Annotated in this window: 23 protein-coding genes and 1 tRNA gene; 10 read left to right on the top strand and 14 right to left on the bottom strand. The window is 33.7% G+C overall.

The genetic code is table 11. The features are described from left to right. Nucleotides 1-15: 15 nt before the first annotated feature. Nucleotides 16-744 (top strand): metallophosphoesterase family protein, encoded by a 729-nt coding sequence (locus ABJM36_RS10390; protein WP_348451378.1) that lies wholly within the window; start codon nucleotides 16-18, stop codon nucleotides 742-744. A 3-nt stretch (nucleotides 745-747) separates the two neighbouring features. Here ABJM36_RS10390 and ABJM36_RS10385 read toward each other — a convergent pair whose 3' ends face one another. The 13 genes from ABJM36_RS10385 to ABJM36_RS10325 form a co-directional block, all read right to left on the bottom strand. After that, nucleotides 748-1,527 (bottom strand): TIGR04283 family arsenosugar biosynthesis glycosyltransferase, encoded by a 780-nt coding sequence (locus ABJM36_RS10385; RefSeq protein ID WP_348451377.1) that lies wholly within the window; start codon nucleotides 1,525-1,527, stop codon nucleotides 748-750. 33 nt (nucleotides 1,528-1,560) lie between these two features. Further along, the gene (locus ABJM36_RS10380; protein ID WP_348451376.1) at nucleotides 1,561-2,430 is read right to left on the bottom strand and encodes a DUF547 domain-containing protein; all 870 of its coding nucleotides are present in this window, start codon (nucleotides 2,428-2,430) and stop codon (nucleotides 1,561-1,563) included. 10 nt (nucleotides 2,431-2,440) lie between these two features. Continuing rightward, entirely contained in the window at nucleotides 2,441-3,349 is a 909-nt protein-coding gene (locus ABJM36_RS10375) for a sterol desaturase family protein (RefSeq protein WP_348451375.1), read from the bottom strand. A 50-nt stretch (nucleotides 3,350-3,399) separates the two neighbouring features. Further along, nucleotides 3,400-4,371, bottom strand: a complete 972-nt coding sequence (gene arsM, locus ABJM36_RS10370; RefSeq protein ID WP_348451374.1) for an arsenosugar biosynthesis arsenite methyltransferase ArsM — start codon at nucleotides 4,369-4,371, stop codon at nucleotides 3,400-3,402. Between the two features lie 66 nt (nucleotides 4,372-4,437). Further along, nucleotides 4,438-5,250: a purine-nucleoside phosphorylase gene (locus ABJM36_RS10365; RefSeq protein ID WP_348451373.1), complete on the bottom strand. Its 813-nt coding sequence runs from the start codon at nucleotides 5,248-5,250 to the stop codon at nucleotides 4,438-4,440. Between the two features lie 12 nt (nucleotides 5,251-5,262). Continuing rightward, nucleotides 5,263-5,892 (bottom strand): TIGR04282 family arsenosugar biosynthesis glycosyltransferase, encoded by a 630-nt coding sequence (locus ABJM36_RS10360; protein ID WP_348451372.1) that lies wholly within the window; start codon nucleotides 5,890-5,892, stop codon nucleotides 5,263-5,265. Then, entirely contained in the window at nucleotides 5,885-6,379 is a 495-nt protein-coding gene (locus ABJM36_RS10355) for a rhodanese-like domain-containing protein (protein WP_348451371.1), read from the bottom strand. The genes ABJM36_RS10360 and ABJM36_RS10355 overlap by 8 nt, the downstream gene beginning before the upstream one ends. A gap of 31 nt (nucleotides 6,380-6,410) precedes the next feature. Then, the gene (locus ABJM36_RS10350) at nucleotides 6,411-7,238 is read right to left on the bottom strand and encodes a metallophosphoesterase family protein (RefSeq protein WP_348451370.1); all 828 of its coding nucleotides are present in this window, start codon (nucleotides 7,236-7,238) and stop codon (nucleotides 6,411-6,413) included. Next, complete coding sequence (locus ABJM36_RS10345; protein WP_348451369.1) at nucleotides 7,223-8,557, bottom strand: sodium:solute symporter; 1,335 nt, start codon at nucleotides 8,555-8,557, stop codon at nucleotides 7,223-7,225. Before ABJM36_RS10345 ends, ABJM36_RS10350 begins: the two co-directional genes overlap by 16 nt. 187 nt (nucleotides 8,558-8,744) lie before the next feature. Next, a complete protein-coding gene (locus ABJM36_RS10340) occupies nucleotides 8,745-9,425 on the bottom strand; it encodes a DUF2064 domain-containing protein (RefSeq protein WP_348451368.1) in 681 nt (226 codons plus the stop codon). 25 nt (nucleotides 9,426-9,450) lie between these two features. Then, entirely contained in the window at nucleotides 9,451-10,506 is a 1,056-nt protein-coding gene (gene arsS, locus ABJM36_RS10335) for an arsenosugar biosynthesis radical SAM (seleno)protein ArsS (protein WP_348451367.1), read from the bottom strand. Between the two features lie 153 nt (nucleotides 10,507-10,659). Continuing rightward, nucleotides 10,660-10,995 carry an arsenosugar biosynthesis-associated peroxidase-like protein gene (locus ABJM36_RS10330; protein ID WP_092847926.1) on the bottom strand — a complete coding sequence of 112 codons (336 nt, stop codon included), beginning with the start codon at nucleotides 10,993-10,995 and terminating at the stop codon, nucleotides 10,660-10,662. A gap of 132 nt (nucleotides 10,996-11,127) precedes the next feature. Continuing rightward, on the bottom strand, nucleotides 11,128-12,270 hold the full coding sequence (locus ABJM36_RS10325; protein ID WP_348451366.1) for an acyl-CoA dehydrogenase: 1,143 nt from the start codon (nucleotides 12,268-12,270) through the stop codon (nucleotides 11,128-11,130). A 140-nt stretch (nucleotides 12,271-12,410) separates the two neighbouring features. On the opposite strand from ABJM36_RS10325, the gene ABJM36_RS10320 reads away from it, so the two are divergent. The 9 genes from ABJM36_RS10320 (at nucleotide 12,411) to ABJM36_RS10280 (ending at nucleotide 20,900) form a co-directional block, all read left to right on the top strand. Then, nucleotides 12,411-13,469 (top strand): anhydro-N-acetylmuramic acid kinase, encoded by a 1,059-nt coding sequence (locus ABJM36_RS10320; protein WP_348451365.1) that lies wholly within the window; start codon nucleotides 12,411-12,413, stop codon nucleotides 13,467-13,469. Between the two features lie 158 nt (nucleotides 13,470-13,627). Beyond that, nucleotides 13,628-14,854, top strand: a complete 1,227-nt coding sequence (locus tag ABJM36_RS10315) for a Glu/Leu/Phe/Val dehydrogenase dimerization domain-containing protein (RefSeq protein WP_348451364.1) — start codon at nucleotides 13,628-13,630, stop codon at nucleotides 14,852-14,854. Nucleotides 14,855-14,871: 17 nt separating this feature from the next. Then, complete coding sequence (gene nhaD / locus ABJM36_RS10310; protein ID WP_348451363.1) at nucleotides 14,872-16,272, top strand: sodium:proton antiporter NhaD; 1,401 nt, start codon at nucleotides 14,872-14,874, stop codon at nucleotides 16,270-16,272. A 249-nt stretch (nucleotides 16,273-16,521) separates the two neighbouring features. After that, the gene (locus ABJM36_RS10305) at nucleotides 16,522-17,223 is read left to right on the top strand and encodes a MotA/TolQ/ExbB proton channel family protein (protein ID WP_348451362.1); all 702 of its coding nucleotides are present in this window, start codon (nucleotides 16,522-16,524) and stop codon (nucleotides 17,221-17,223) included. Between the two features lies 1 nt (nucleotide 17,224). Next, nucleotides 17,225-17,614, top strand: coding sequence for a biopolymer transporter ExbD (locus ABJM36_RS10300; RefSeq protein ID WP_144115442.1), 390 nt, complete (start codon nucleotides 17,225-17,227; stop codon nucleotides 17,612-17,614). Nucleotides 17,615-17,624: 10 nt separating this feature from the next. Beyond that, on the top strand, nucleotides 17,625-18,524 hold the full coding sequence (locus tag ABJM36_RS10295) for an energy transducer TonB (RefSeq protein WP_348451361.1): 900 nt from the start codon (nucleotides 17,625-17,627) through the stop codon (nucleotides 18,522-18,524). A gap of 3 nt (nucleotides 18,525-18,527) precedes the next feature. Further along, entirely contained in the window at nucleotides 18,528-19,745 is a 1,218-nt protein-coding gene (locus ABJM36_RS10290; protein WP_348451360.1) for a folylpolyglutamate synthase/dihydrofolate synthase family protein, read from the top strand. An 85-nt stretch (nucleotides 19,746-19,830) separates the two neighbouring features. Next, nucleotides 19,831-19,905, top strand: a tRNA-Val gene (locus tag ABJM36_RS10285). A 224-nt stretch (nucleotides 19,906-20,129) separates the two neighbouring features. Next, nucleotides 20,130-20,900, top strand: a complete 771-nt coding sequence (locus ABJM36_RS10280; RefSeq protein ID WP_348451359.1) for a LuxR C-terminal-related transcriptional regulator — start codon at nucleotides 20,130-20,132, stop codon at nucleotides 20,898-20,900. A gap of 136 nt (nucleotides 20,901-21,036) precedes the next feature. Here ABJM36_RS10280 and murF read toward each other — a convergent pair whose 3' ends face one another. Further along, the gene (gene murF, locus ABJM36_RS10275) at nucleotides 21,037-22,320 is read right to left on the bottom strand and encodes a UDP-N-acetylmuramoyl-tripeptide--D-alanyl-D-alanine ligase (protein ID WP_348451358.1); all 1,284 of its coding nucleotides are present in this window, start codon (nucleotides 22,318-22,320) and stop codon (nucleotides 21,037-21,039) included. Nucleotides 22,321-22,367 lie beyond the last annotated feature (47 nt).

Genomic DNA, 22,367 nt, shown 5'->3' with positions numbered 1-22,367 from the left:
TTGCTAAAAAAAGGTATGCGCACTTTTGCAATTGGAGATATTCATGGCGGATTAAAAGCTTTAATTCAAGTTTTAAATAAAATTGAAGTTAAGGATGAAGATACGTTAATCTTTGTTGGCGATTATGTTGATGGTTGGAGTGAATCGGCACAAGTTATTCAGTTATTATTAGAGCTTTCTCAAAAAATAAAATGCATTTTTATTAAAGGAAATCATGATGTTTGGTGTGAGGAATGGTTGCGAAGTGGCGAGGTTAATCAAACCTGGTATATTCATGGAGGAAAAGAAACTATGGATAGTTACGATGGGTTTTCTAAAGCAGATAAGCAAAAGCATTTAGAGTTATTTGAAGGTATGCCTTTGTATTACTTAGATGAGGAAAACAGGTTGTTTTTACATGCCGGTTTTACATCGATGCATGGCGTAACAAGAGAAGTTTTTAAAAACACCTTTTATTTTGATAGAACCTTATGGGAAATGGCTTTAACCTTGGATAAACGCATTAAGAAAGATTCAAGTATTTATCCAAATAGATTAAAACATTATAAAGAAATATTTATAGGGCACACACCTACCATTAATTTTAATTCTGATGTGCCTATGAATGCTGCTAATGTTTGGAATATAGATACAGGCGCAGCTTTTACTGGGAAAATTTCCGGTATTAATGTTAATACTAAAGAAGTGTTTCAGAGTGATAATTTGCCACAATTGTATCCAAATGAAAAGGGGAGGAATAAGTGAAAATTAACCAACGTTTTTCTTGTAATAGTTATAAATTTCATCGGCATTAGCACCAAGCCATTTTTTTAAATAAATGTTCCAATAGAAATATTGAAGTTTCCAAACTCCATGTTTGCCATACATTCTTGCCGAAGATTTAAGTTTTTTATTAATTACTACAAACTGTTTCCTAGCATACAATTCGTTTATTAAAATATTGTCTTCGTAAATAATATAGTTTTCATTAAAGTATCCAATAGCGTTAAATAAGGTTTTTGTAATAAACTGGCTTTGATCGCCACCTCTACAAACTCGCCAATTAAATTTTGTAAACCAACTCGCCAAGCGTAACCACCAATGTGAGCTATCGAATTGCATCCTGAAACAACCGGCTTCATTACCTTTTTTTACTTCGTTTATAATGTATCTATCAAAATGTTTAGGAGGAAAGGAATCGGCATGTAAAAAGTATAGTATATCTCCCGATGCCATTTTTGCACCTACATTCATCTGTTTTGAACGACCTCTTTCAGAATTTAAAAGCAGAATAGAAGTTCCTGTTTTTTCGCAAGTAATAGGTTTTTTATCTATAACCGAGTTATCAATATAATTAAAAGCCTTTTTGTTTGTAGTGGTTATGAAATTTGAAAAATCTTTAACAATACGTGTTGTATTATCTTGACTGCCACCATCAACAACAATAATTTCTAAGTTGTTTAAATCTGAAGAGTTTGCTAGTAAATGTTCTAACAATTTACCAATTTGGGCTTCTTCATTTAAAGTGGGGATAATAATGCTTATCATAGTAATGCTTACGAAAATAGACTAGAATTAGTTTTATTCATTTAAATCCCAATTATAATCTTTGTAACTTTTTTTCGCTTTCGCGGAAATGGTAATAGCAGAATGGATGTTTAAAAAATCTATTAAACTACCATGTTGTTTAAAATCCTTTGCAAACCACTGAAAAATCTTTGATAGTTTAATATTGTTTTTTGAAATCTCATTTCGGGTTGGGTCGCTTAAAAACGTTTTTGTTGCCGCATTTAATTGACTATTTATAGTTTGACTTGTAAAGGCCTTGTTTTGTAATTTTGGACAAGAGAAAGAGGCACACACAATGGCAAAATGAATTCTAGGGTCGTTCATTTTTCTTAAAATATCATGCTCAATTTCATTTAGATTGTACCATTTGTCGCCTAATTTCCAGTACCGTTGGTCCCAAGGATCTTTTATGTCTTTTATAGTGTTTATTGGATAATGGCGTAGAATTAAATCTACTGTTAATGCATTGTAGGTATTAATCCAATAGGCTAATTTATCTTCTTTCAACCAAGTGTTATCTGGTACATGGTTGCCTAGTTTTGTAATGTAACCTGTAAGTGCTTTTCTATCTGTTTTAAACCCCTTATAATTTACGTTTCCTTGTTGTGAAACATGTTTTTGTAAGAGAGTGTTCCAACTAGTATGATTAAATGTGTTTGAAACTTCATAGGGCGTTTCTGGTTTAACAGTTTCCGTTTGTTCAGGTATCTTGGTAGTTGCAGTAGATTTAGAGTTGGTTTTAGTTTGCGCAGTTTGTTTTGTAACCACCTGTTCTGATTTTTCGGCTACTTGGGGTTCTGTATTTGGTTTTTCGATGATTTCTTTTGTTCCTGAGCATGCTGATAAAAATAGAAAAAGTGTTATTACAAGTAGGTGTTTCATCTAAAATGGGTTAACCATCAGAATTTGATTCTGATTTTTTTGATAATATGGGGTAAAGTTCTTGTTTTATAAAGTCCTTAGGGAAATTTTCATCACCAGGAAATCCAAGCTCAATATCCTTTCCGTTATGCGGGATATAATTTGTTTTAAAAAAATAATCCCAAATACTTAAGGTTAGTCCGTAATTTACACCAAACCTAACATGGTCAGGTAATGATTTTACATGATGCCAAATATGCATTTTCGGATTGTTAAAAATGTATTTAAAAATACCATAGTCCCACCCTAAATTGGCATGGTTTAAATGGCCTATTGTAATGGTGAAAAAGTAAACAATAGCCACATCGTTAGCGTTGTAATTTCCAATAATAGCTAAGGGAATATAGAGTAGAGATTTATAAACAATAGGTTCCATCCAATGGTATCTAAGGTGAGCGGCAAACCCCATTTCTTTAACAGAATGGTGTACTTTATGAAAATTCCATAAAAACGGAAACCTATGTAATAGTCTGTGTGTATTCCATTGTACAAAATCTGAAACTATAAAGAACACGAATAGACCTAGCCATTTAGGTAAGTCATCCACATCAAAAAGCTGGAAATCTATTAGTGTTAAGCCTATGCTTTCTAACAAAGAATTAAAAAAATAAGCAGCAGTATTAGATAGCGCTATTAAAATAATGAGGTTTAAAAGAAAAAAGTTAAAGAACATGTAAAAGGTATCAAGCCAAAAATCTTTCCTAAAAATAGATTGATTTTTTCGCCAGGGAAAAATAATTTCTAATACCCAAACGGCAAGTGATATAATGATTAAGCCGTAAAAATAATTATCCCAATGGTTTAAGTCGACTAACTCGTGTTTGAGATAGTTCCAATACCCTGTATAGGAGTTTTTTATAATGTCAATATATTTATCCATGACTTAAATTAAGTAGACTCTATCGTACCTTTATACCGAGTTGTTCTTTATTAACAACAGCCTCCGCCATCATAATGAAATGTAGATTCTGAAACGTAAATATCGTCTCTATTTAGTGCCAATAAAGCTTCTGCGGTTTTATCGCAAATAGCTAAAGGTTGATTTTTTACTAAAACATGTCCTTTTTTGTCATCAAAATAAGCTTCAGAACCATAATAAATGGCTGCTTTTCCGGTAAAAACACAAGGGCCATCTTCTGGCATTGGGTCTTTTATAGCTGCAACTTCAATGGACTCAATATAAATTAACTCATCAGTAGGATAGTTTTTAGGATCCAAAATTCGGTAGGGTTTACGAGCACGAATTTCAATAGTTCCAAAACCAGCGTCTGTTAGAGCTTTTACATAGTCTTTTATTGGTAAACTCCCGCTTAAGCATAAAGCACGTAAACGTTCGTCGTTACGTAAAGTGTCATTCATTGGCTGTTCGCAAGTAGGGTCGCTCATTACTAATTTACCGTGTGGTTTTAATACGCGGTACATTTCCTCGATAGCTTTCTTTAAATCATCAGCTTTAAAAATATTGAATAAACAATTTTGAGCAGCAACATCAATACTATTATCTTCAACAGGTAAATTCATTGCATCTCCTTTTATTAGATCTACAAATTCGCTTTTAAACCAATCGTTTTCTGCCTCTGCTTTTTTAAAGTTTTTTCTTGAAGCTTCTAGCATTTCATCAACAACATCAATACCAACAACGCCACCTTTTTGACGATTGAAATATGAGAATTGTAAAAGTTCCATGCCTCCGCCAACACCAACATAAAGCATTTTTGGATTATTAGTTAAATCACGAGCATGCACCGTAGAACCACAACCATAATTCATTTCTTGCATAATTTTTGGAATATTTAATCCTGGTAATTCCCAAATAGGATTTGTGGTACAACATAAGCCAACATCTGGTGTTAGTGCTGCTTCCTTATAAAGGTTGTGGGTGGTTTCTAGGTATGTGCTCATTTTATTAGTAATTAGTTATTAGGAGTCAGCACATGTATAATTGGATACTGCTTACTGCCAGTTTTTTTAAATTGTTTTTATTAATTCTTTAAAAAGTGTAACCATATTAGGTTCCGCTTTCCCAGCCATTGCTATTATTTCTGCAATATCTACCGGAGCAAGGTTATCTGGGTCGCATTCGTCTGTTAAAACGGAAACCGCAGCTGCTTTTAAATTTAAATGATTGGCAACTATTATTTCTGGAACCGTACTCATTCCAACAGCATCTGCACCTATAATTTTCAACATGCGATATTCGGCTCTAGTTTCTAATTGTGGGCCAACAACGCTTGCATATACTCCTTCGTGTAATTTTATATTGTTTTGGGCTGCAATAGATTTAAATTTAGAATTTATAGAGGCATCATAAGGCGCACTCATATCCGCAAAACGCTCGCCTAAAAGACCAACACCTTTAAATGCTAAAGGAGAGCTGCCTTGGAGATTTATATGGTCTTCAATAAGCATTAATTCGCCTTTTTTAAAGTTGAGATTTATGGCACCAGAAGCATTTGAAACTAATAAGGTATGAATTCCTAATTTTTCCATAATACGAACCGGGTAGGTAACGTCTTGTAAAGAGTAGCCCTCGTAAAGATGAAAACGGCCTTGCATGACTATTACTTTTTTTCCGCCCATTATGCCGTATATAAGTTTTCCTTTATGAAACTCGACGGTGGCTGTTGGGAAATTAGGAATGTGGTTGTAGCTTACCTCTTTAATTATTTCGACGTCATTAATAAGTTGCCCTAAACCGGTGCCTAAAATAATACCTATTTCTGGTTTATCGAATCCTTTATCTTTTAAGTAGTCTACTGTTTCTTCTATTAGTTTTATCATGTTTAAATTCTTTTAATCATGTAGTTGTTTAATTTTTTCTTGTAATTCTGTATTGGACTGATAAAACTCTGAAGCAATTAAATCTTCAAAATTATCAATGTCATTTAAAGTATCTAAGGTAGTAAATGTAACTTGTTTTTCTTTTATTTCGTAAAGCGTTTCTTCTAGTAAATGGGTTTCGCTCCAAGGTTTATTTTTAAAAACAAATAGGTGTGGTTTGGATAAGCCTACTAAATAGTATCCGCCATCTTCGGCAGGTCCAAAAACAAGATCATGTTGTATTAAGGCCTCTAGACCTTTATTTATGTGTTTTGCTGTAATGTCAGGTAAATCGGAGCCTATTAAAACAATACGATGGTAACCATCTTTAAAGCCTTCTATAAAAGCATTTTTCATGCGTTCGCCTAAATCTGCACCTTCTTGCACAAATTTTTCTTGGGAATTCCATTGGTGTTCAACAATGGATTCGGAAAAATAAATACGCTTATCGGCCTTTAGTTGTTGTGTTGCTTTTTCGGTAACGCCAACCAATTCGGTATAAACATCAAAAGCGCCTTGGTTGCCAATGGTTTTTGCAAGCCTAGTTTTTACCTTGCCTAATTTTATGTTTTTTACAAAAACGATAACTAATTCTTTATTCATAAACTTTTATGCCTTTTTTTAACCATTTGCTCCAAACTTTATTAAAAGTATGAATGCTATCTGTTTCCTTTTCAATGGAATTATAAACCGGAAAGTCATTACTTTTCCATTCAAAAATGCCACCATAAAGATTTTGTACATGTGTGTATCCTGCTTTTTTAAGGCTATCTCCAATAGACTCAGACCGAATTCCGACGGAACAGTACACAACTATTTCTACATTTTTATCAGGTATTATTTCTTTAACTTTATTTATTTCAAAATGGTCGTACCCTACATGAATTGCATTTTTTAAATGGCTGGTTTCATATTCTTTTAATTCTCTAGAATCCAATAAAACAACATTTGTTTTTGGCATTGCTAATTCTTGAGGTGTGATGTAAGGAATGCTATTATCATTATATTTTGCTAATAATTTGTCAATTGATTTTTGAGCAAATACTTGACAACTACATAGTAATACCAAAATTAAAACCGTGATTTTCATGTGTTTTTTAGTCTTAATAGATTTAATAAAATTACAGATTTATTCCGAATCCTTGTAATCCGCTTTCCATGGCTGGTAAAATTTCGTTATTATCCCAAATGCCCGTAACAATGGTTCTAGCATATTCTTTAGGAAGCAAACCGTTTTGCAACAATTTATTTGTTAATCTGTAATTGTAGGTTAATGTATGGTGTTTATATTCAAGATTACCGGTTTTATCGTCTAAAATAGCGTACCAAACGGATTGGTTGCCATCGTTTGCAGGCATACCAATAACGCCAGGGTTTAACCATAGTTTGTTGTTTTTTTCATGGTTAAATGGTAGTCCGCAATGGCCAGCAATAATAACATCATGTTGGTCTATATTAAAATTTATTGCTTTTGTTTTCCATGGTGTCGATTTAAAAATAAATTCGGAAGTATTAAAGTACGAACCATGAACAACCATTACTTTTTTATCGGCGTAATTAAAGGTTAGGTGGTCTGGTAATTTTTTTAAAAAAGCTAAAGCGTCTTGAGATAATAAGCTTTGTGCATACGGATACCATTGTTGTGAAAACCCGTCGCACCTAGAACCTTTTATAAAATCGCATCCACAATCTTCGGCGCCTTCACTTAACTGTATTTCTACATTTCCAGCAATACTATTAGGATTCCAATTTTTGAATAATTGTACTGTTTCTTCTGGTTGTGCGCAATAGCCAACAATATCTCCCGTACAAATACAGTTTTCTGGATTTATATTTTCATATTCTGCAACTTGCTTTAAAGCTTCTAAGGCTTGAAGGTTACTGTAAACACCACCAAATAGTAATATTTTGCCTGAAAGTTGTCCTAGATGTTCTATCTTTTTATCCATTTTGGTGTTAAATATAAAATGATGCAACTTAAAATGCCCCAAGCATTTACCCATAGTAAATCGGCATATTTTCCTTTTGTGAAAATGAGGACTTCAGGGAATAGTTTAAAAACTAAAACAAACCCAAATAGTATGCCGCAAATAATACTTAAATAAAAACTGATTTTAGGCACCTTGATATTCCAAAAAACAAAAACAGGAGTTAAGCCAATAACCATGGTTCCTGAAATTGTAGTAGCCGATAATATTTCGGCATCAAGAAAAATAGGAAGTGTTCCCAATATAGCAATTACAACCATTGAGGCTCTGCCAAAAGTTAGATTTTTACCTAGGTTTAAATCGATAGCCAATAATTTTGAAAAGGATGAAAATGTGGAGTCTAAGGTTGAGGCCGCCGAGGTTATCATAATAAAATTAATAGCTAATAAAATAACTACTCCAAAAGCTTTTCCAACTTCTACGGCAGCTTGTCCTTTCATGCCTTGTGTTTGTGCATAAATACCAATAAAGGAAAAAAGGATAATGCAAATGGCTCCTAACATACTTGCAAGAAGAAAACTTTTTCGGGTGACTTTTGGAGAACTAATAAAAGCTCTATCTGTTAAAACGGGATCGTGAAAAGGATAACTGAAAGACTGAATTAAAGCTGCAAAAAATAAGTTTAGACCAAGGTCGAAATTCCATGTTCCAGAGGTTAAAACATCGTAAGTGCCGAAAGTGTTAACAGAAAAAACTGTGCTTAAAATAATAATTAGTAAGATTGTAAATAATCCCATTTGAATAATGTCGGTAAAAATAGAACTACTTAAACCGCCTTTTATGGCATAAGCTAAAGTTAAGGTTGTAAATAATATAATGGACCAATAATAGGGTTTGCTACCTGTTTCGCCAAAATAACTACCAATAACCATGGTGTTGCTCCAAACCTCGTTAAATAAACGAATAGCAATCAATATAGAGAACAAAGCCATGGCGCCTTTTCCAAATTTGGAAGTTAAAAATTCATGAATGCTTGTAAAGCCCCCTTTAGTGCGTAGTTTATATATTATAACACCTGCAACAGCAAAGGATAAATAGTAGCCCGCGTAGGCGACACCACCAACAATACCGTAATCTAATCCTAAGTTTGCTGCGTTGGTAATACTTTTGGCAAAAATCCAGGAAATTATTAGACTCCCAGTTAAAACTAAGGTGTTGGGAGACTTCTTAACTTTAGTAGCTCTAAAAAATTGATTGGTAGATTTAGCGAATGGCGATATAAAAAATAGTATCAAACTAGATACGATAATTAATAACCATTGAATTGTAATTGTTTCCATTACTATTTTATTAATTCTATCATAGCTAGTCTGTTTATGCTGTATTTGTTAACTAACAGACTCAATATAGTTTGGTGTTTAATGGGGCTTGCATTTTGGGAAAGGTGCCCTTGTCGAAATTCTATAATTTGCTTTGTTTTTAGGGAAAGCGTAATTGTATTGACTTTAATCCATAGAAGGATTAAAACTAAATGTGAAGCGGTAGGGGTGACCCTTTGTTAAATTGAAAATGAATACTGAAGTTTTTTAATGCTAAATATTGGTAAGAAGTAATAGAGTTTACAAAGGGAATTGATTGTAATAAAATAGATTTTATGGTTGTTGATATTGCTTTAAAACTATTTAAAACCATATTGATGTCTGATACTGAATCAATATCTGTTAAAACCTCTAAATAGTAAATATCAATATTTTTTAAAGCCGACAATTTTAAAATGCTTCTGTTTAAACTTGAAGTTTGCCACGGCAGTTTTGAATATGTGTTTTTGTTAAACACTGACTTTTTAATCCCCATTAAATAGAAACCACCATCGGTTGAAGGTCCTAAAACAATAGAGTTTGTTTCAAGCTTTTCTACTGTTTTTAAAAGATGCTTGGTTCTTAAATGTGGTGTGTCGTTGCCTACGGTTATAACTTGCTTGAAACCTTTGTTGAAAACAGATTGAATAGCGTTTGTAAAGCGCTCGCCAAATGAAAATCCAACTTGCTGATGTTCGGAATATACAAAATATGCTAAGCCTGATTTTTTTGCAATTTTTACTGTTTGAGAATTTAAAACCTCGTACAAGTGTTTTGATGAGAAAGGTTTTGAAACAATTTCTTTTTCGGCAGAATTAGCAAAAATTAATATGGCGGTTTTGTTATTCAATACTAAATATGGATTGCTTTTTAAATTATGCTACGACACCTTGGCAACTACTTCCAGCACCAGCGGTACACCCGTAGCAATGTTGAGAAATCACAATGTTTCGTCCTTCTAATAATGCTTCGTTGTATTCTGAAATGTGTTTAGCTTTACTATTTACAGGTAAACCCAACATTTGATTAAAATCACAATCAAATAAATAGCCATCCCAACTAATAGATAGTGTATTGGTACACATAACGTTTTTTACTGCTGAAGGATTATAGGCTTCAACTAACGAATACATATAATCTTCGTAGTTTTCTGAGGCTATTAAATAGTCTAAAAAACGTGCAATAGGTAAATTGGTAATGGCAAAAAGATGGTGAAACCTAATACCAAAATCTTCTAGTAATGCTTTTTTAAAATCTTTTTCCATGGCAGCTTGGTCGCCAGGTAAAAACGCACCTGATGGATTGTAAACTAAATCGAGTTTTAATTTGCTGTCTGGCATACCGTAACCAATGGCATTTAAATCTTGCAGTGCTTTTATAGATTTATCGAAAACACCATTGCCACGTTGTTTATCGGTTTTTCCACGAGTCCAGTGTGGCATAGAACTTACCACATGTACATTGTGTTTTTTAAAAAACTCTGGTAAATCGTAATATTTTTTATTGGCACGAATAATTGTTAGGTTAGAGCGAACAATAAAATCTTTAATACCTGCTTTGGCAGCCTCCTCGACAAACCAACGGAAATCTGGATTCATTTCTGGAGCTCCACCAGTTAAATCTAAAGTGTGTGCACCTGTATTTTTGATAACCTCTAAACATTCACGCATGGTGTCGCGGGTCATAATTTCTTTACGGTCTGGACCAGCATCGACATGGCAGTGGTCGCAGACTTGATTACACATGTAGCCTACGTTTATTTGCAGAATTTCAAGTTTCTTAGCTTTTAAGGGAAACTGATTAGTTTCGGAAATTTTATTTTTAAAGGTTGGTAATTCTCCGTTTTTAAATACACCGTTAGATAGAATATCTAACTGCCTATTGCTATTTGCTAAGTCGCTTTCGCGTTTTTTTAGGGACTTTGTTGTCATTAATACTTTTTATAAATTAAGATGCTGTTTGCTTTTTGAAAACAGCACTTGGCGGATAGTTGCGCTAGGGATTGAACGGTTTGTTTGAGCTCCCCGGCCAACGGAAGGGAGCGAGTAGTGAAAGCCCGACCCTTGTGGTAGCGCCAAAAAAAACTACCCGTCTAATTTGTTTACTTTATTCATCATTTGAACGCCATGTACTAGGGTTGCGCCACTTTTTATGGCTGCGCCTACGTGTATGGCTTCCATCATTTCTTCTTTGGTAACGCCGCGTTGTAAACCGTCTTTAGTATAGGCGTCTATGCAATACGGGCATTGCTCGGTATGGGCTACGGCTAATGCAATAAGCGATTTTTCGCGAGCGGTAAGTGCACCGTCTTCAAAAACTTTACCGTAATATTCGAAAAATTTATTTCCAAGTTCTTCATTCCATTCGGTTATTTTTCCAAATTTTCTGAGGTCTGCGGGGTCGTAGTATGTTTTGCTCATAGTTATTTTTGGCTAAAGATAGAAATCTAATTTATTAAGTCGGAAAGTTTAGGATTACTTAACAAAAATCGCCAAAAAATATGGTTTATATTTTTTGGCGATTTTTAAACGATTTCTGTTTTATGGATGAAATTACTCTTTTATTAGGCTACGAGAAATTACTATTTTTTGAATTTCTGAAGTGCCCTCGTATATCTGTGTGATTTTAGCATCGCGCATAAGGCGTTCTACATGGTACTCTTTTACAAAACCATTACCACCGTGTATTTGTACGGCTTCTACGGTGTGTTCCATAGCGACTTTTGATGCATATAATTTGGCCATGGCGCTAGATTTGTCGTAATTATTACCTTGGTCTTTGTCCCAAGCAGCTTTCATTACCATCATGCGTGCGGCTTCAATATCGGTGTACATATCTGCTAATTTAAAGGCTATGGCTTGGTGGTTACAAATTTCTGTTCCAAAGGCTTTACGCTCTTTTGAATATTTTAGAGCTAACTCGTAAGCACCAGAAGCGATACCTAAGGCTTGTGCTGCTATACCAATACGCCCTCCGGAAAGGGTTTTCATGGCGAATCGGAATCCGGAACCGTTTGCACCAATTCTGTTTTCTTTAGGGACTTTTACATCGTTAAATTGAAGGGTGTGCGTGTCGCTTCCGCGAATTCCTAATTTGTCTTCTTTTGGGCCAATATCGAAACCTTTTGTGCCTTTTTCGACAATAAAAGCATTGATGCCGTGTGAGCCTTTATCTCTATCGGTTTGAGCAATAACCAAGTAAACATCGGCACGACCACCGTTTGTTATCCAATTTTTTGTGCCGTTTAATATATAATGATCGCCTTTATTTATAGCTGTTGTGCGTTGCGAGGTGGCATCGCTTCCTGCTTCGGGTTCGCTTAAACAAAAAGCACCTAAAAACTCGCCGGTTGCTAATTTTGTTAAGTATTTTTCTTTTTGCTCTTCGTTTCCATAAGCTTCTAAGCCATAGCAAACTAAGGAGTTGTTTACCGAAACAATTACAGAGGCCGAGGCATCTACTTTAGATAATTCTTCCATTATAAGGACATAAGAAACAGCATCCATTCCGCTACCGCCGTATTTTGGATCTACCATAATACCTAGAAATCCTAAGTCGCCCATTTTTTTTACGAGTTCTTGAGGGAATTCCTGTTTATTATCGCGATCTATAACTCCAGGGAGTAATTCTGTTTTGGCAAAATCCCGAGCTGCATCGCGAATCATTATGTGTTCCTCTGAAAGACTAAAATCCATATTTCGTAATTAAAGTGTTGTTTTTGTAAGTATTATTTGTAAATATAGTTTTTTTAATATGAATACTTAAAATAATATTAGTTCAATTTCAACTCCTTATTCTTTTTTATATTTATTTAAGATGATTATTTTTACCTTCTATGATAAAGGATGAATATTGTGTTATTGGAGTGATGTCTGGCACATCATTAGATGGTATAGACTTGGTTTATGCTACCTTTAGTTTTACCGACCGTTGGGATTTTAAGATTTTAAACACTGAAACGATAGCATATTCCTCGCATTGGTACGCCATATTGAAAGATTTAATTACGAAGTCTTTAGATGAATTAAAAACCATTGATGTTGATTATACAAAGTATTTGGGTGGTGTAATACAAGAATTTATTAATAAACACCAAATTACAAATATTGATGCTATATGTTCGCATGGTCATACAGCCTTACATCAACCAGAAAATAAATTAACCTATCAAATAGGTAATTTGCCTTTTCTAGCAGATATGCTAAGTGAAACTGTAGTTTGCGATTTTAGAGTGCAAGATGTAGAACTTGGAGGTCAAGGTGCGCCTTTAGTGCCTATTGGAGATCAATTATTATTTTCTGATTATGATTATTGTTTAAATTTAGGTGGCTTTGCAAATATTTCGATGGATTTAAATGAGGCTCGTATTGCTTACGATATTTGTCCGGTTAATATTGTGCTTAATAAATATGCCAAACAATTAGGTTTCGATTATGATGATGGCGGCCAAATTGCAGCCTCAGGAACGCATTTATTAGCATTAGGAAGTCAATTGAATGCTTTGGGGTTTTATAAAGAAAAACCACCAAAATCATTAGGGTTAGAATGGGTCAATAAAAATATATTCCCTCTTTTAGAGGCTTTAAAACTTAAAGAAAAGGATGTTTTAAGAACATTTTCCGACCATATAGCGCAGCAAATAGCTCGAGTTTTACAAAAAGATTCTAAAGTTTTAGTTACCGGTGGTGGTGCTTATAATAGTTATATTATATCAAAAATAAAATCGAATAAACGAGTCGATATTATTATACCAACACCAGAATTAGTAGAATTTAAAGAGGCACTTATTTTTGCGTTTTTGGGTATATTAAAACTTAGAAACGAAGTGAATTGTTTAAGTAGTGTTACGGGAGCTATAAAAAACCATAGTTCGGGTAAAATATTTCTTCCTTAAAATTTATACAAATTTAATCTTAAAGGATTTTTAGTTTTTTATATTTGTTGTAATATTTTTTTAAATCATTTTTTTTTATGACTCAATTATAGCTACTCATAATACACCTTCTAATTTTAAAAACGAAACCTGTATTTATGAATAAGCTTAAGAAATAAATGAAAAAATTACTAAAAAAATACGAAAATAAATCTCCAGAAATAATCTTTAACTGGAAAGATTCTGAAACCGAAGCTGAAGGCTGGGTAGTTATTAATTCACTACGTGGTGGGGCTGCAGGTGGCGGAACACGAATGCGCAAAGGTCTTGATATGAACGAAGTTTTATCTTTAGCAAAAACAATGGAAATCAAATTTACGGTTTCTGGTCCTGCTATTGGTGGCGCAAAATCTGGAATTAATTTTGATCCTAACGACCCAAGAAAAAAGGGGGTTTTAGAGCGTTGGTATGCTGTTGTATCGCCTTTACTTAAAAGTTATTATGGTACAGGTGGCGATTTAAATGTTGATGAAATCCACGAGGTTATCCCAATTACCGAAGCAAGTGGTGTTTGGCATCCGCAAGAAGGTGTTTTTAATGGGCATTTTAAACCAACCGAAGCCGACAAAATAAATAGGATAGGGCAACTTCGCCAAGGCGTTATAAAAGTTATTGAAAATCCGGTGTACTCCCCAAGTGTAGCTAGAAAATATACCGTGGCAGATATGATTACGGGTTTTGGTGTAGCCGAAGCAGTAAAACAATACTATAATATTTACGGTGGATCGGTAAAAGGAAAAAGAGCTGTAATTCAGGGGTTTGGTAATGTAGGAGCAGCAGCCGCATTTTATTTGTCTCAAATGGGGGCTAAAATTGTAGGAATTATAGATATTGAAGGTGGATTAATAAATGAAGAAGGTTTTTCTTTTGAAGAAATAACAGAACTGTTTTTGGCGAAAAAAGGAAATGCTTTGGTTGCCAATAATTTAATTCCTTTTGAGGAGATTAATAAAAAAATATGGTCGTTAAAAACCGAAATATTTGCACCTTGTGCAGCTTCAAGACTTATCACAATTCATCAAATAGACGAAATGATAGATAGTGGATTAGAAGTTATATCTTGTGGCGCAAATGTTCCTTTCGCAGATAGGGAGATTTTCTTCGGACCCATTATGGAACACACCGATTATAAAGTAAGTTTAATTCCAGATTTTATTTCAAACTGTGGTATGGCCAGGGTTTTTGCTTATTTTATGGAGCGTAAAGTACAAATGACAGATGAAGCCATTTTTAATGATACATCAAATAGAATAAAAGAAGCTATACAGAAAGTATATAATAGTAATACATCAAAAACGGAAATTAGTGCTACCGCATTTCAAATTGCACTGAATCAACTAATCTAATTAATTAAAAGTAATATATGGAAGCAGCAATTATCTTAGTATTTGTTATGGGTTATTTAGCCATAACTTTAGAGCACAGTATAAAAATAGACAAACTCATTCCGGCATTAGTCATGATGGCGATTTGTTGGGCGTTAGTTGCTTTAGGAATAGATGGGTTTGCCCAATGGTTCGATTCCGGAAACCATTCCTTAATGGAGAATTTTGGAAGTTTAGCTGGTGAAGAAAAAATGCACCTAATGGAAGAAACATTATTGCATCACTTAGGCAAAACTTCAGAAATTTTGGTCTTTCTTTTAGGAGCCATGACCATTGTTGAAATTATCGATTACTTTGATGGTTTCTCTACAATTAAAGACTTTATAAAAACTAAGAAAAAAAGTAAAATACTTTGGATTTTTGCCATATTAGCCTTCATTTTATCAGCTATTATAGATAACCTTACGGCTACCATTGTATTAATTTCTATTCTTCAAAAAATAGTAAAAGACAGAAGCGTTCGTATTTGGTATGCAGGTTTAATCATTATTGCAGCTAATGCAGGTGGTGCTTGGTCTCCAATTGGAGATGTTACTACAACCATGCTTTGGATTGGTAAAAAAGTAACCACAGGACATTTAATTGGGTATTTATTATTACCATCATTTTTATGTATGGCAGTACCAACCTTTATCGCGTCATTTTTACCAGCGTTTAAAGGCGATTTAGATGTTGAAGAAGTTGTAGAAAAAAAGAAATCAAGATTCAGTGGTAGAATGCTATACTTAGGTTTAGGCGCTATTATTTTTGTTCCAATATTTAAGGTTGTTACACATTTACCTCCTTATGTTGGTATGATGTTATCTTTAGGAGTTGTAGCTATTTTTGCAGAAATTTATAGTAGCTCTAAATTTAGTTTAACCGAATTTGATTCAGAAGAAAGTGATGCACACGCACACCATAGCCCTGTACACTATTCATTATCTAAAATCGAATTACCTAGTATATTATTCTTCTTAGGTATTTTAATGGCTGTTGCTGCTTTAGAATCTTTAGGAATTCTATTCAATTTTGCAGGTTCTTTACAAGATTCTATGCCAATGTTAGGAACAGAGCTACATATGGAAGGTCATACAGGTGTTTCAGATTTAGTGGTTTTATTATTAGGTGTAGGTTCTGCAGTTATCGATAATGTGCCATTAGTAGCAGCAAGTTTAGGGATGTTCCATGAGCCAATAGATAATGAGTTATGGCACTTTATAGCCTATTCTGCAGGTACAGGAGGTAGTATGTTAATTATTGGTTCTGCAGCAGGTGTTGTTGCTATGGGAATGGAGAAAATTGACTTTTTCTGGTATTTAAAAAAGATAGCTTGGTTAGCATTAATAGGGTTCTTAGTAGGTGCAGTAGCATTTATGTTTACAAGAACTTTATTTTAAAATAATAATATTTGGGCGCCTGCCGGCAGGCAGGTTACCAAAAGTGTCGGGCCTGGAGTCCGTCTTGGGCGAATTCGAAAGGTTTAAAGTTCTCGTACCTCAAAAAAAATGAGGTGTTGTAGGCCTTTCATAGCAATTCGTAACGCAAAGCCAACAACAATCAAATCATTAACAAAGTATCATATTAAAAGTTTCTTTATACTTTAATAAGAATCCAAACGTTATACATTTGCAATAAATTAATATTATATGCTAAGTACATTATTACAAAATACTCAAGACGCTTCAGAAGTGGTTACCGATGCGGAGTCTGTTGAAAAAACACTTTCAATTATAGAATTAATAAGTAGCGGTGGTCTAGCAGGACAACTTATAATTGCTATTTTATTTCTATTACTTGTGGCGGCTATTTATATTTACTTCGAACGTATTTTTGCTATAAAAGCGGCAACTCAAGTGGATGCTAATTTTATGAATCAAATTAAAGACCATGTAAGTAATGGTAAAATAGATTCGGCACAAATGCTATGTGTGCAACAAAATACTCCAGTATCTAGATTAATTGGTAAAGGTATTACTAGAATAGGAAAACCATTAGCCGATATTAATACAGCCTTGGAGAATGCAGGTCGTTTAGAGATTTATGGTTTAGAAAAAAATGTAAGTATTCTAGCAACCATTTCAGGTGCAGCACCAATGATTGGTTTTCTTGGTACTGTAGTTGGTATGATATTGGCTATATTCGAATTAGCCAACGCAGGAGGAACCATTCAAATGGATGTTTTAGCAAGTGGTTTATATACGGCAATGACAACAACCGTTGCTGGTTTAATTGTAGGTATTGTAGCGTATATGGCTTACAATCACCTAGTAGTTAAAACAGATAAAGTGGTATACCAAATGGAGGCTAATTCATTAGAGTTTTTAGATCACCTAAACGAACCTACATAGTATGAACTTTAGAGGAAGAAATAAAGTTACTCCAGAATTCAATATGTCGTCTATGACGGATATTGTATTTCTATTACTTATCTTTTTTATGATTGCTTCAACTTTAGTAACTACAAATGCTATCGATATTTTATTACCAAAAGCAAGTGGTAAAACAGAAAATAAAAAGTCTGTTGCAGTTAGTATAAAAAAGGATTTAACCTATTATATAGACCAAAAACGTGTTGGTGAAAGCGTCTTAGAGAACGAGCTTTTAGCAGCTTTATCATCTCAAGACCAGCCAACAATTGTGCTTAGGGCAGAGGAGTCTGTTCCGGTAAAAAATGTGGTTAAAGTAATGGATATAGCTAATAGAAATAAGTTTAAAGTTGTGTTAGCTGTAAAACCATAAATTAAAAAACATGCTTAAAACCAAACATGAAAAGAATTCTGCCAAACTAACCGCTTTAATAGCGATTATAATTGTGTTGTTGCTTTTTGTGGTTGGAACAAAATATATGGATCCGCCAGAAGAGTATGGTGTAGCTGTTAATTTTGGTAATTCATATAGAGGTATGGGCAACGTTCAACCTTTAAAACCTGTAAAGTCTGAGCCTCTAGATATTCCGGAACCACCACAACCCGATGTTTCAAAAGCAGAACCAGAACCTGCAGCTCTAGCAAAAACCTCCGAAATTAAAGAAGAGGTACTTACTCAAGAAAATGCAGAGGATATAGCTATTAAAAAGCAAAAAGAAGCCGATGCAAAAGCTAAAGCCATTGAAGATGCCAAAGCAAAGGCAGAAGCTAAAGCGAAAGCTATTGCAGATGCCAAAGCAAAGGCCGAGGCCGATAGAATAGCAAAAGAAAAACGCGAACAAGAAGAAAAAAAGAAAAAACTTGATGCTTTAATTGGCGGTGTTAGTAAATCGGAAGGATCAGACACGGGAAGTGAAGGCAATGATAATTCACCAGGCGATAAAGGTCAGCTAGATGGAGATCCTTATGCGCCAAGTTACTTTGGCGGTCAAGGTACTGGAAGTGGAGGCGTAGGCTACGGTTTAAATGGTAGGGGTAAAGCATCTTTTCAAAGGTTGCAGCAAGATTGTAATGAATCTGGGATGGTTATAGTTAAAATTATTGTGAATCAAAGTGGGAATGTAGTTTCTGCTGAACCAGGACAAAGAGGTACAACTAATACGGCACCATGTTTATTGGAACCTGCAAAGAAAATAGCTATGTCTCATAAATGGCCTTCAGATCCTAAAGCACCAACGCGTCAAGTTGGTTTTGTAAGTGTTAATTTCAAATTAAGCCAATAGTAAATGACATATCAAGATACACTTAATTGGATGTTTTCGCAACTTCCAATGTATCAACGCCAGGGCAAATCTGCTTATAAAGTAGATTTATCCAATACGGTATTGCTTATAAATCACTTAAAAAATCCGCATCATAATTTTAAGTCCGTTCATGTTGCTGGCACCAACGGAAAGGGGTCCACTAGCCACATGTTAGCATCTGTTCTGCAAGAAGCAGGTTATAAAGTAGGTTTGTATACCTCTCCGCATTTAAAAGACTTTAGAGAGCGTATTAAAATAAATGGTAAAGAAGTTAGCGAGGAGTTTGTAGTTGATTTTATAAAACAGAATAAAACTTTTTTCGAGGCTAATAGTTTATCCTTTTTTGAAATGACTGTAGGTATGGCATTCGATTACTTTTCTCAAGAAAAAGTTGATATTGCTATAGTCGAGGTTGGTTTAGGAGGTCGATTAGATTCAACAAATATAATTACACCCGAGGTTTCGGTAATTACAAACATTGGTTTAGATCATACTCAGTTTTTAGGGAATACACTAGAAGCAATAGCTTTTGAAAAAGGTGGTATTATTAAGAAAAATGTACCTGTGGTAATTGGAGAAACGCAACAAGAAACTGAAAAGGTTTTTAAAGACCTAGCTCGAAAACATAATTCTAAGATAGTATTTGCAGACCAAATGGAAGCTGAGGTTTTAAAATCTGATTTGATTGGGAGTTATCAAGCAAAGAATATTAAAACAGTTATTCAAACTGTTAAGGAGCTTCAAAGCATCGGGTATGATATAACAAATAGAAATTTGAAAGAAGGCTTGCTAAATGTTGTTAATAATACCGGATTACTTGGGCGTTGGCAGATTTTAAATACAAGTCCAAAGGTGGTTTGCGATACTGGGCATAATAAAGAAGGGCTAACTTATGTTGTAGATCAGCTTAAAAATGAAGTTTTTGAGTCGTTACATATCGTTTTTGGAGTGGTAAATGATAAAGATTTAAGTACTATAGTAGACTTATTGCCAAAAAATGCTACATATTATTTTTGCAAACCAAATATTTCTCGAGGATTAAGTGAACAGGTTTTAAAACAGAGTATGGCGGCTTATAATTTGAAGGGGCAGGCTTATGGTTCTGTAAATGAAGCTTATAAGTTTGCTTTAAAAGCTGCCAAAAATGAAGATTTTATTTTTATTGGTGGTAGTACTTTTGTTGTTGCAGAAATAATTTGAAAATTTTTTAAAAAAAGTTTTTGCAATGTTAAAAACTAGTTTATATTTGCACACCGATAACAAAGGCACATAGCTTTTAAGAATAGGGCGCGTAGCTCAGTTGGTTCAGAGCACTTGGTTTACACCCAAGGGGTCAGGGGTTCGAATCCCTTCGCGCCCACAACTATTAAGATTCCGGTTTGATATTTTCAAATCGGAATTTTTTGTTTTATGTCATCTTGAGTTTTTTAATTTTTTATTTATACTTCTAGTTTATTCTGATATGCTGCTTTTTACTCAAATTACCTTATAATAATATAAAACTTTAGTATTCTTATTTTTTTATAAGGTAAATCTTAATTGGTTTTGAAGTTTTTTTTTACTTTTAAAGAAATCTTTCGCCATATGGATACTGTAAATATAAAACATGCATATAAAGAAATATTTAAATCTCACGATAATCCAGCTTTGGAAAAGCATATTGAGAAAATAATAGAACTAGATGTATATTTACCATATAGTTCTACGTTTTTCTGTATTACTAATACTCAAAACTTATCATTCGAGTACATTAGTAAAAATATGAAAGCATGTCTTGGTATAGATAGCAACGATTTAAAATCATTGGGTATGCGGTATTTTTGGAGTAGAATTCATCCTGAAGATTTAAAGGTTTGGCTTAATGCCTTAAATGAGTTGATGAAGTTTACATTAGATAAAATATCTGTTGATGAGAGATCTAGAGCTAGTTATACCTGGAATTATAGATTTAAGGATGCTAATGATAGTTATGTAAATATTATTCAAAACACAACACCTCTAGAGTTTGATAGTGATAATAAGCCTATAATTGGGTTAGCGCACTATACGGTATTATCTAGTCAAATTGAAATGCAGGTAAGCGCCTCGGCAAAATTGTTGAATAGCAAGAATGAATATGAAACTATTTATTTCAATAATTTTTCTCAAAAATTAATTTCAGACCGTATAAGTAATAGAGAGCGAGATATTATAAGACTTTTAATATTGAATTACACAAGTAAAGCCATTAGCGAAAGGCTTGGGATTACTGCAAATACAGTGGATACGCATAGGAGAAATATTTTAAAAAAGTTAAATATTTCTTCAACAGGAGAACTGATAGGGATGCTTAAAATGAATAAAATCCTTATTTAAATCCTGTAATACTCAAATTGAGTATTGTGGAATACTAATTTAATATGCATCTTTACAGTGCTATTAATTAGTTCTTAGGGAGAATTATATTAAAAAAAAGTGTCAGTTTTGGAGTTTTCAAACTGGCACTTTTATTTTATTGCAAAAGTTTTAATGTACGTTCTAAAGCCATACCTCTAGAGCCCTTTATTAAGATTGTTGTATCTTTTATAGAAACTACATCAAAAGCTTCTTTAAAAGCTTTAAAGGATTTAAATTGTATTGCTTTTGGGGTGTTAACTTGAGATTGATAAAAGTTTTCGCCGATAAATATGATTTGATCTATATTTAGCGATTGAGCTAAATTTGCTATAGTTTGATGTTCTTCAATGGCTGAGTCTCCAAGTTCAAACATATCTCCAAGAATAGCCACTTTTTTTCCAATTTGTTTTTCAAAATTTAATAAAGCTGCTTGCATACTTGTAGGGTTAGCATTATAGGCGTCTAAAATAATTTTATTGGAACCTTGTTTTATTATTTGAGAACGATTATTTGCAGGTACATAGTTTTCTATGGCATGTTTTATATCTAAGTCGTCAACCTTAAAAAAACGTCCTATGGTTATAGCAGCTGCTATGTTGTTAGAGTTGTAATCGCCAATAAGTTGACTATTAATTTCTAGGTTGTTATATAAGCCTTTTACAAAAGGCTGTGCTTCAGTAAAATGGGTATAAACGTCGGGTTTGTATGGTTTGTTCCCAAAAGTGTATCGTTTAGTGTTTTGTGTTTTTTCTTTTTGAATAGAATCATTTAGGTTAACAAAAACAGTTTTCTCATTAGTGTTTAAATAATGATACATCTCGCTTTTACCTTCAATGACACCTTGGATACCTCCAAAACCTTCTAGGTGTGCTTTTCCAAAATTTGTTATATAGCCATAATCTGGTTGCGCTATACTGCATAAAAATTCTATTTCTTTTAAATGATTTGCTCCCATTTCTACAATGCCAATTTCGGTATGTGCTGTCATAGATAAGAGTGTTAGCGGTACGCCAATATGGTTGTTTAAGTTACCAATTGTTGCTGTTGTATTATATTTTTTAGATAATACGGCATTAATTAATTCTTTGGTTGTTGTTTTTCCATTACTACCTGTTAATGCTATAATAGGAGTTTTTAAATAGTTTCTATGGTAGGCGGCTAGCTCTTGTAATGTTTTTAATGCGTTTTCAACAAGAATTGTTTTGTTGGATGTTTTGTATTGCTCTTCGTCTATTATAGCATATTTTGCACCACTTTTAATAGCGGTAGCTGCATAACTGTTACCGTTAAAATTATCGCCTTTTAGAGCGAAAAATAAATCATCTAATTTAATTTTTCGGGTATCTGTGCATACGGCGTTGCATTCTAAAAATAGGGTGTGTAAATCTGCTAGTTTCAAAAAAAAGTGTTTTTAATTACCTAAATAAATGTAAATAAAAAAGTCCT

The sequence above is a fragment of the Algibacter sp. genome (assembly GCF_039977455.1).
Lineage (GTDB): Bacteria > Bacteroidota > Bacteroidia > Flavobacteriales > Flavobacteriaceae > Algibacter_B.
The sequence above is the reverse complement of the archived record's forward strand: the minus strand, read 5'-3'. Positions and strand labels throughout refer to the sequence as shown.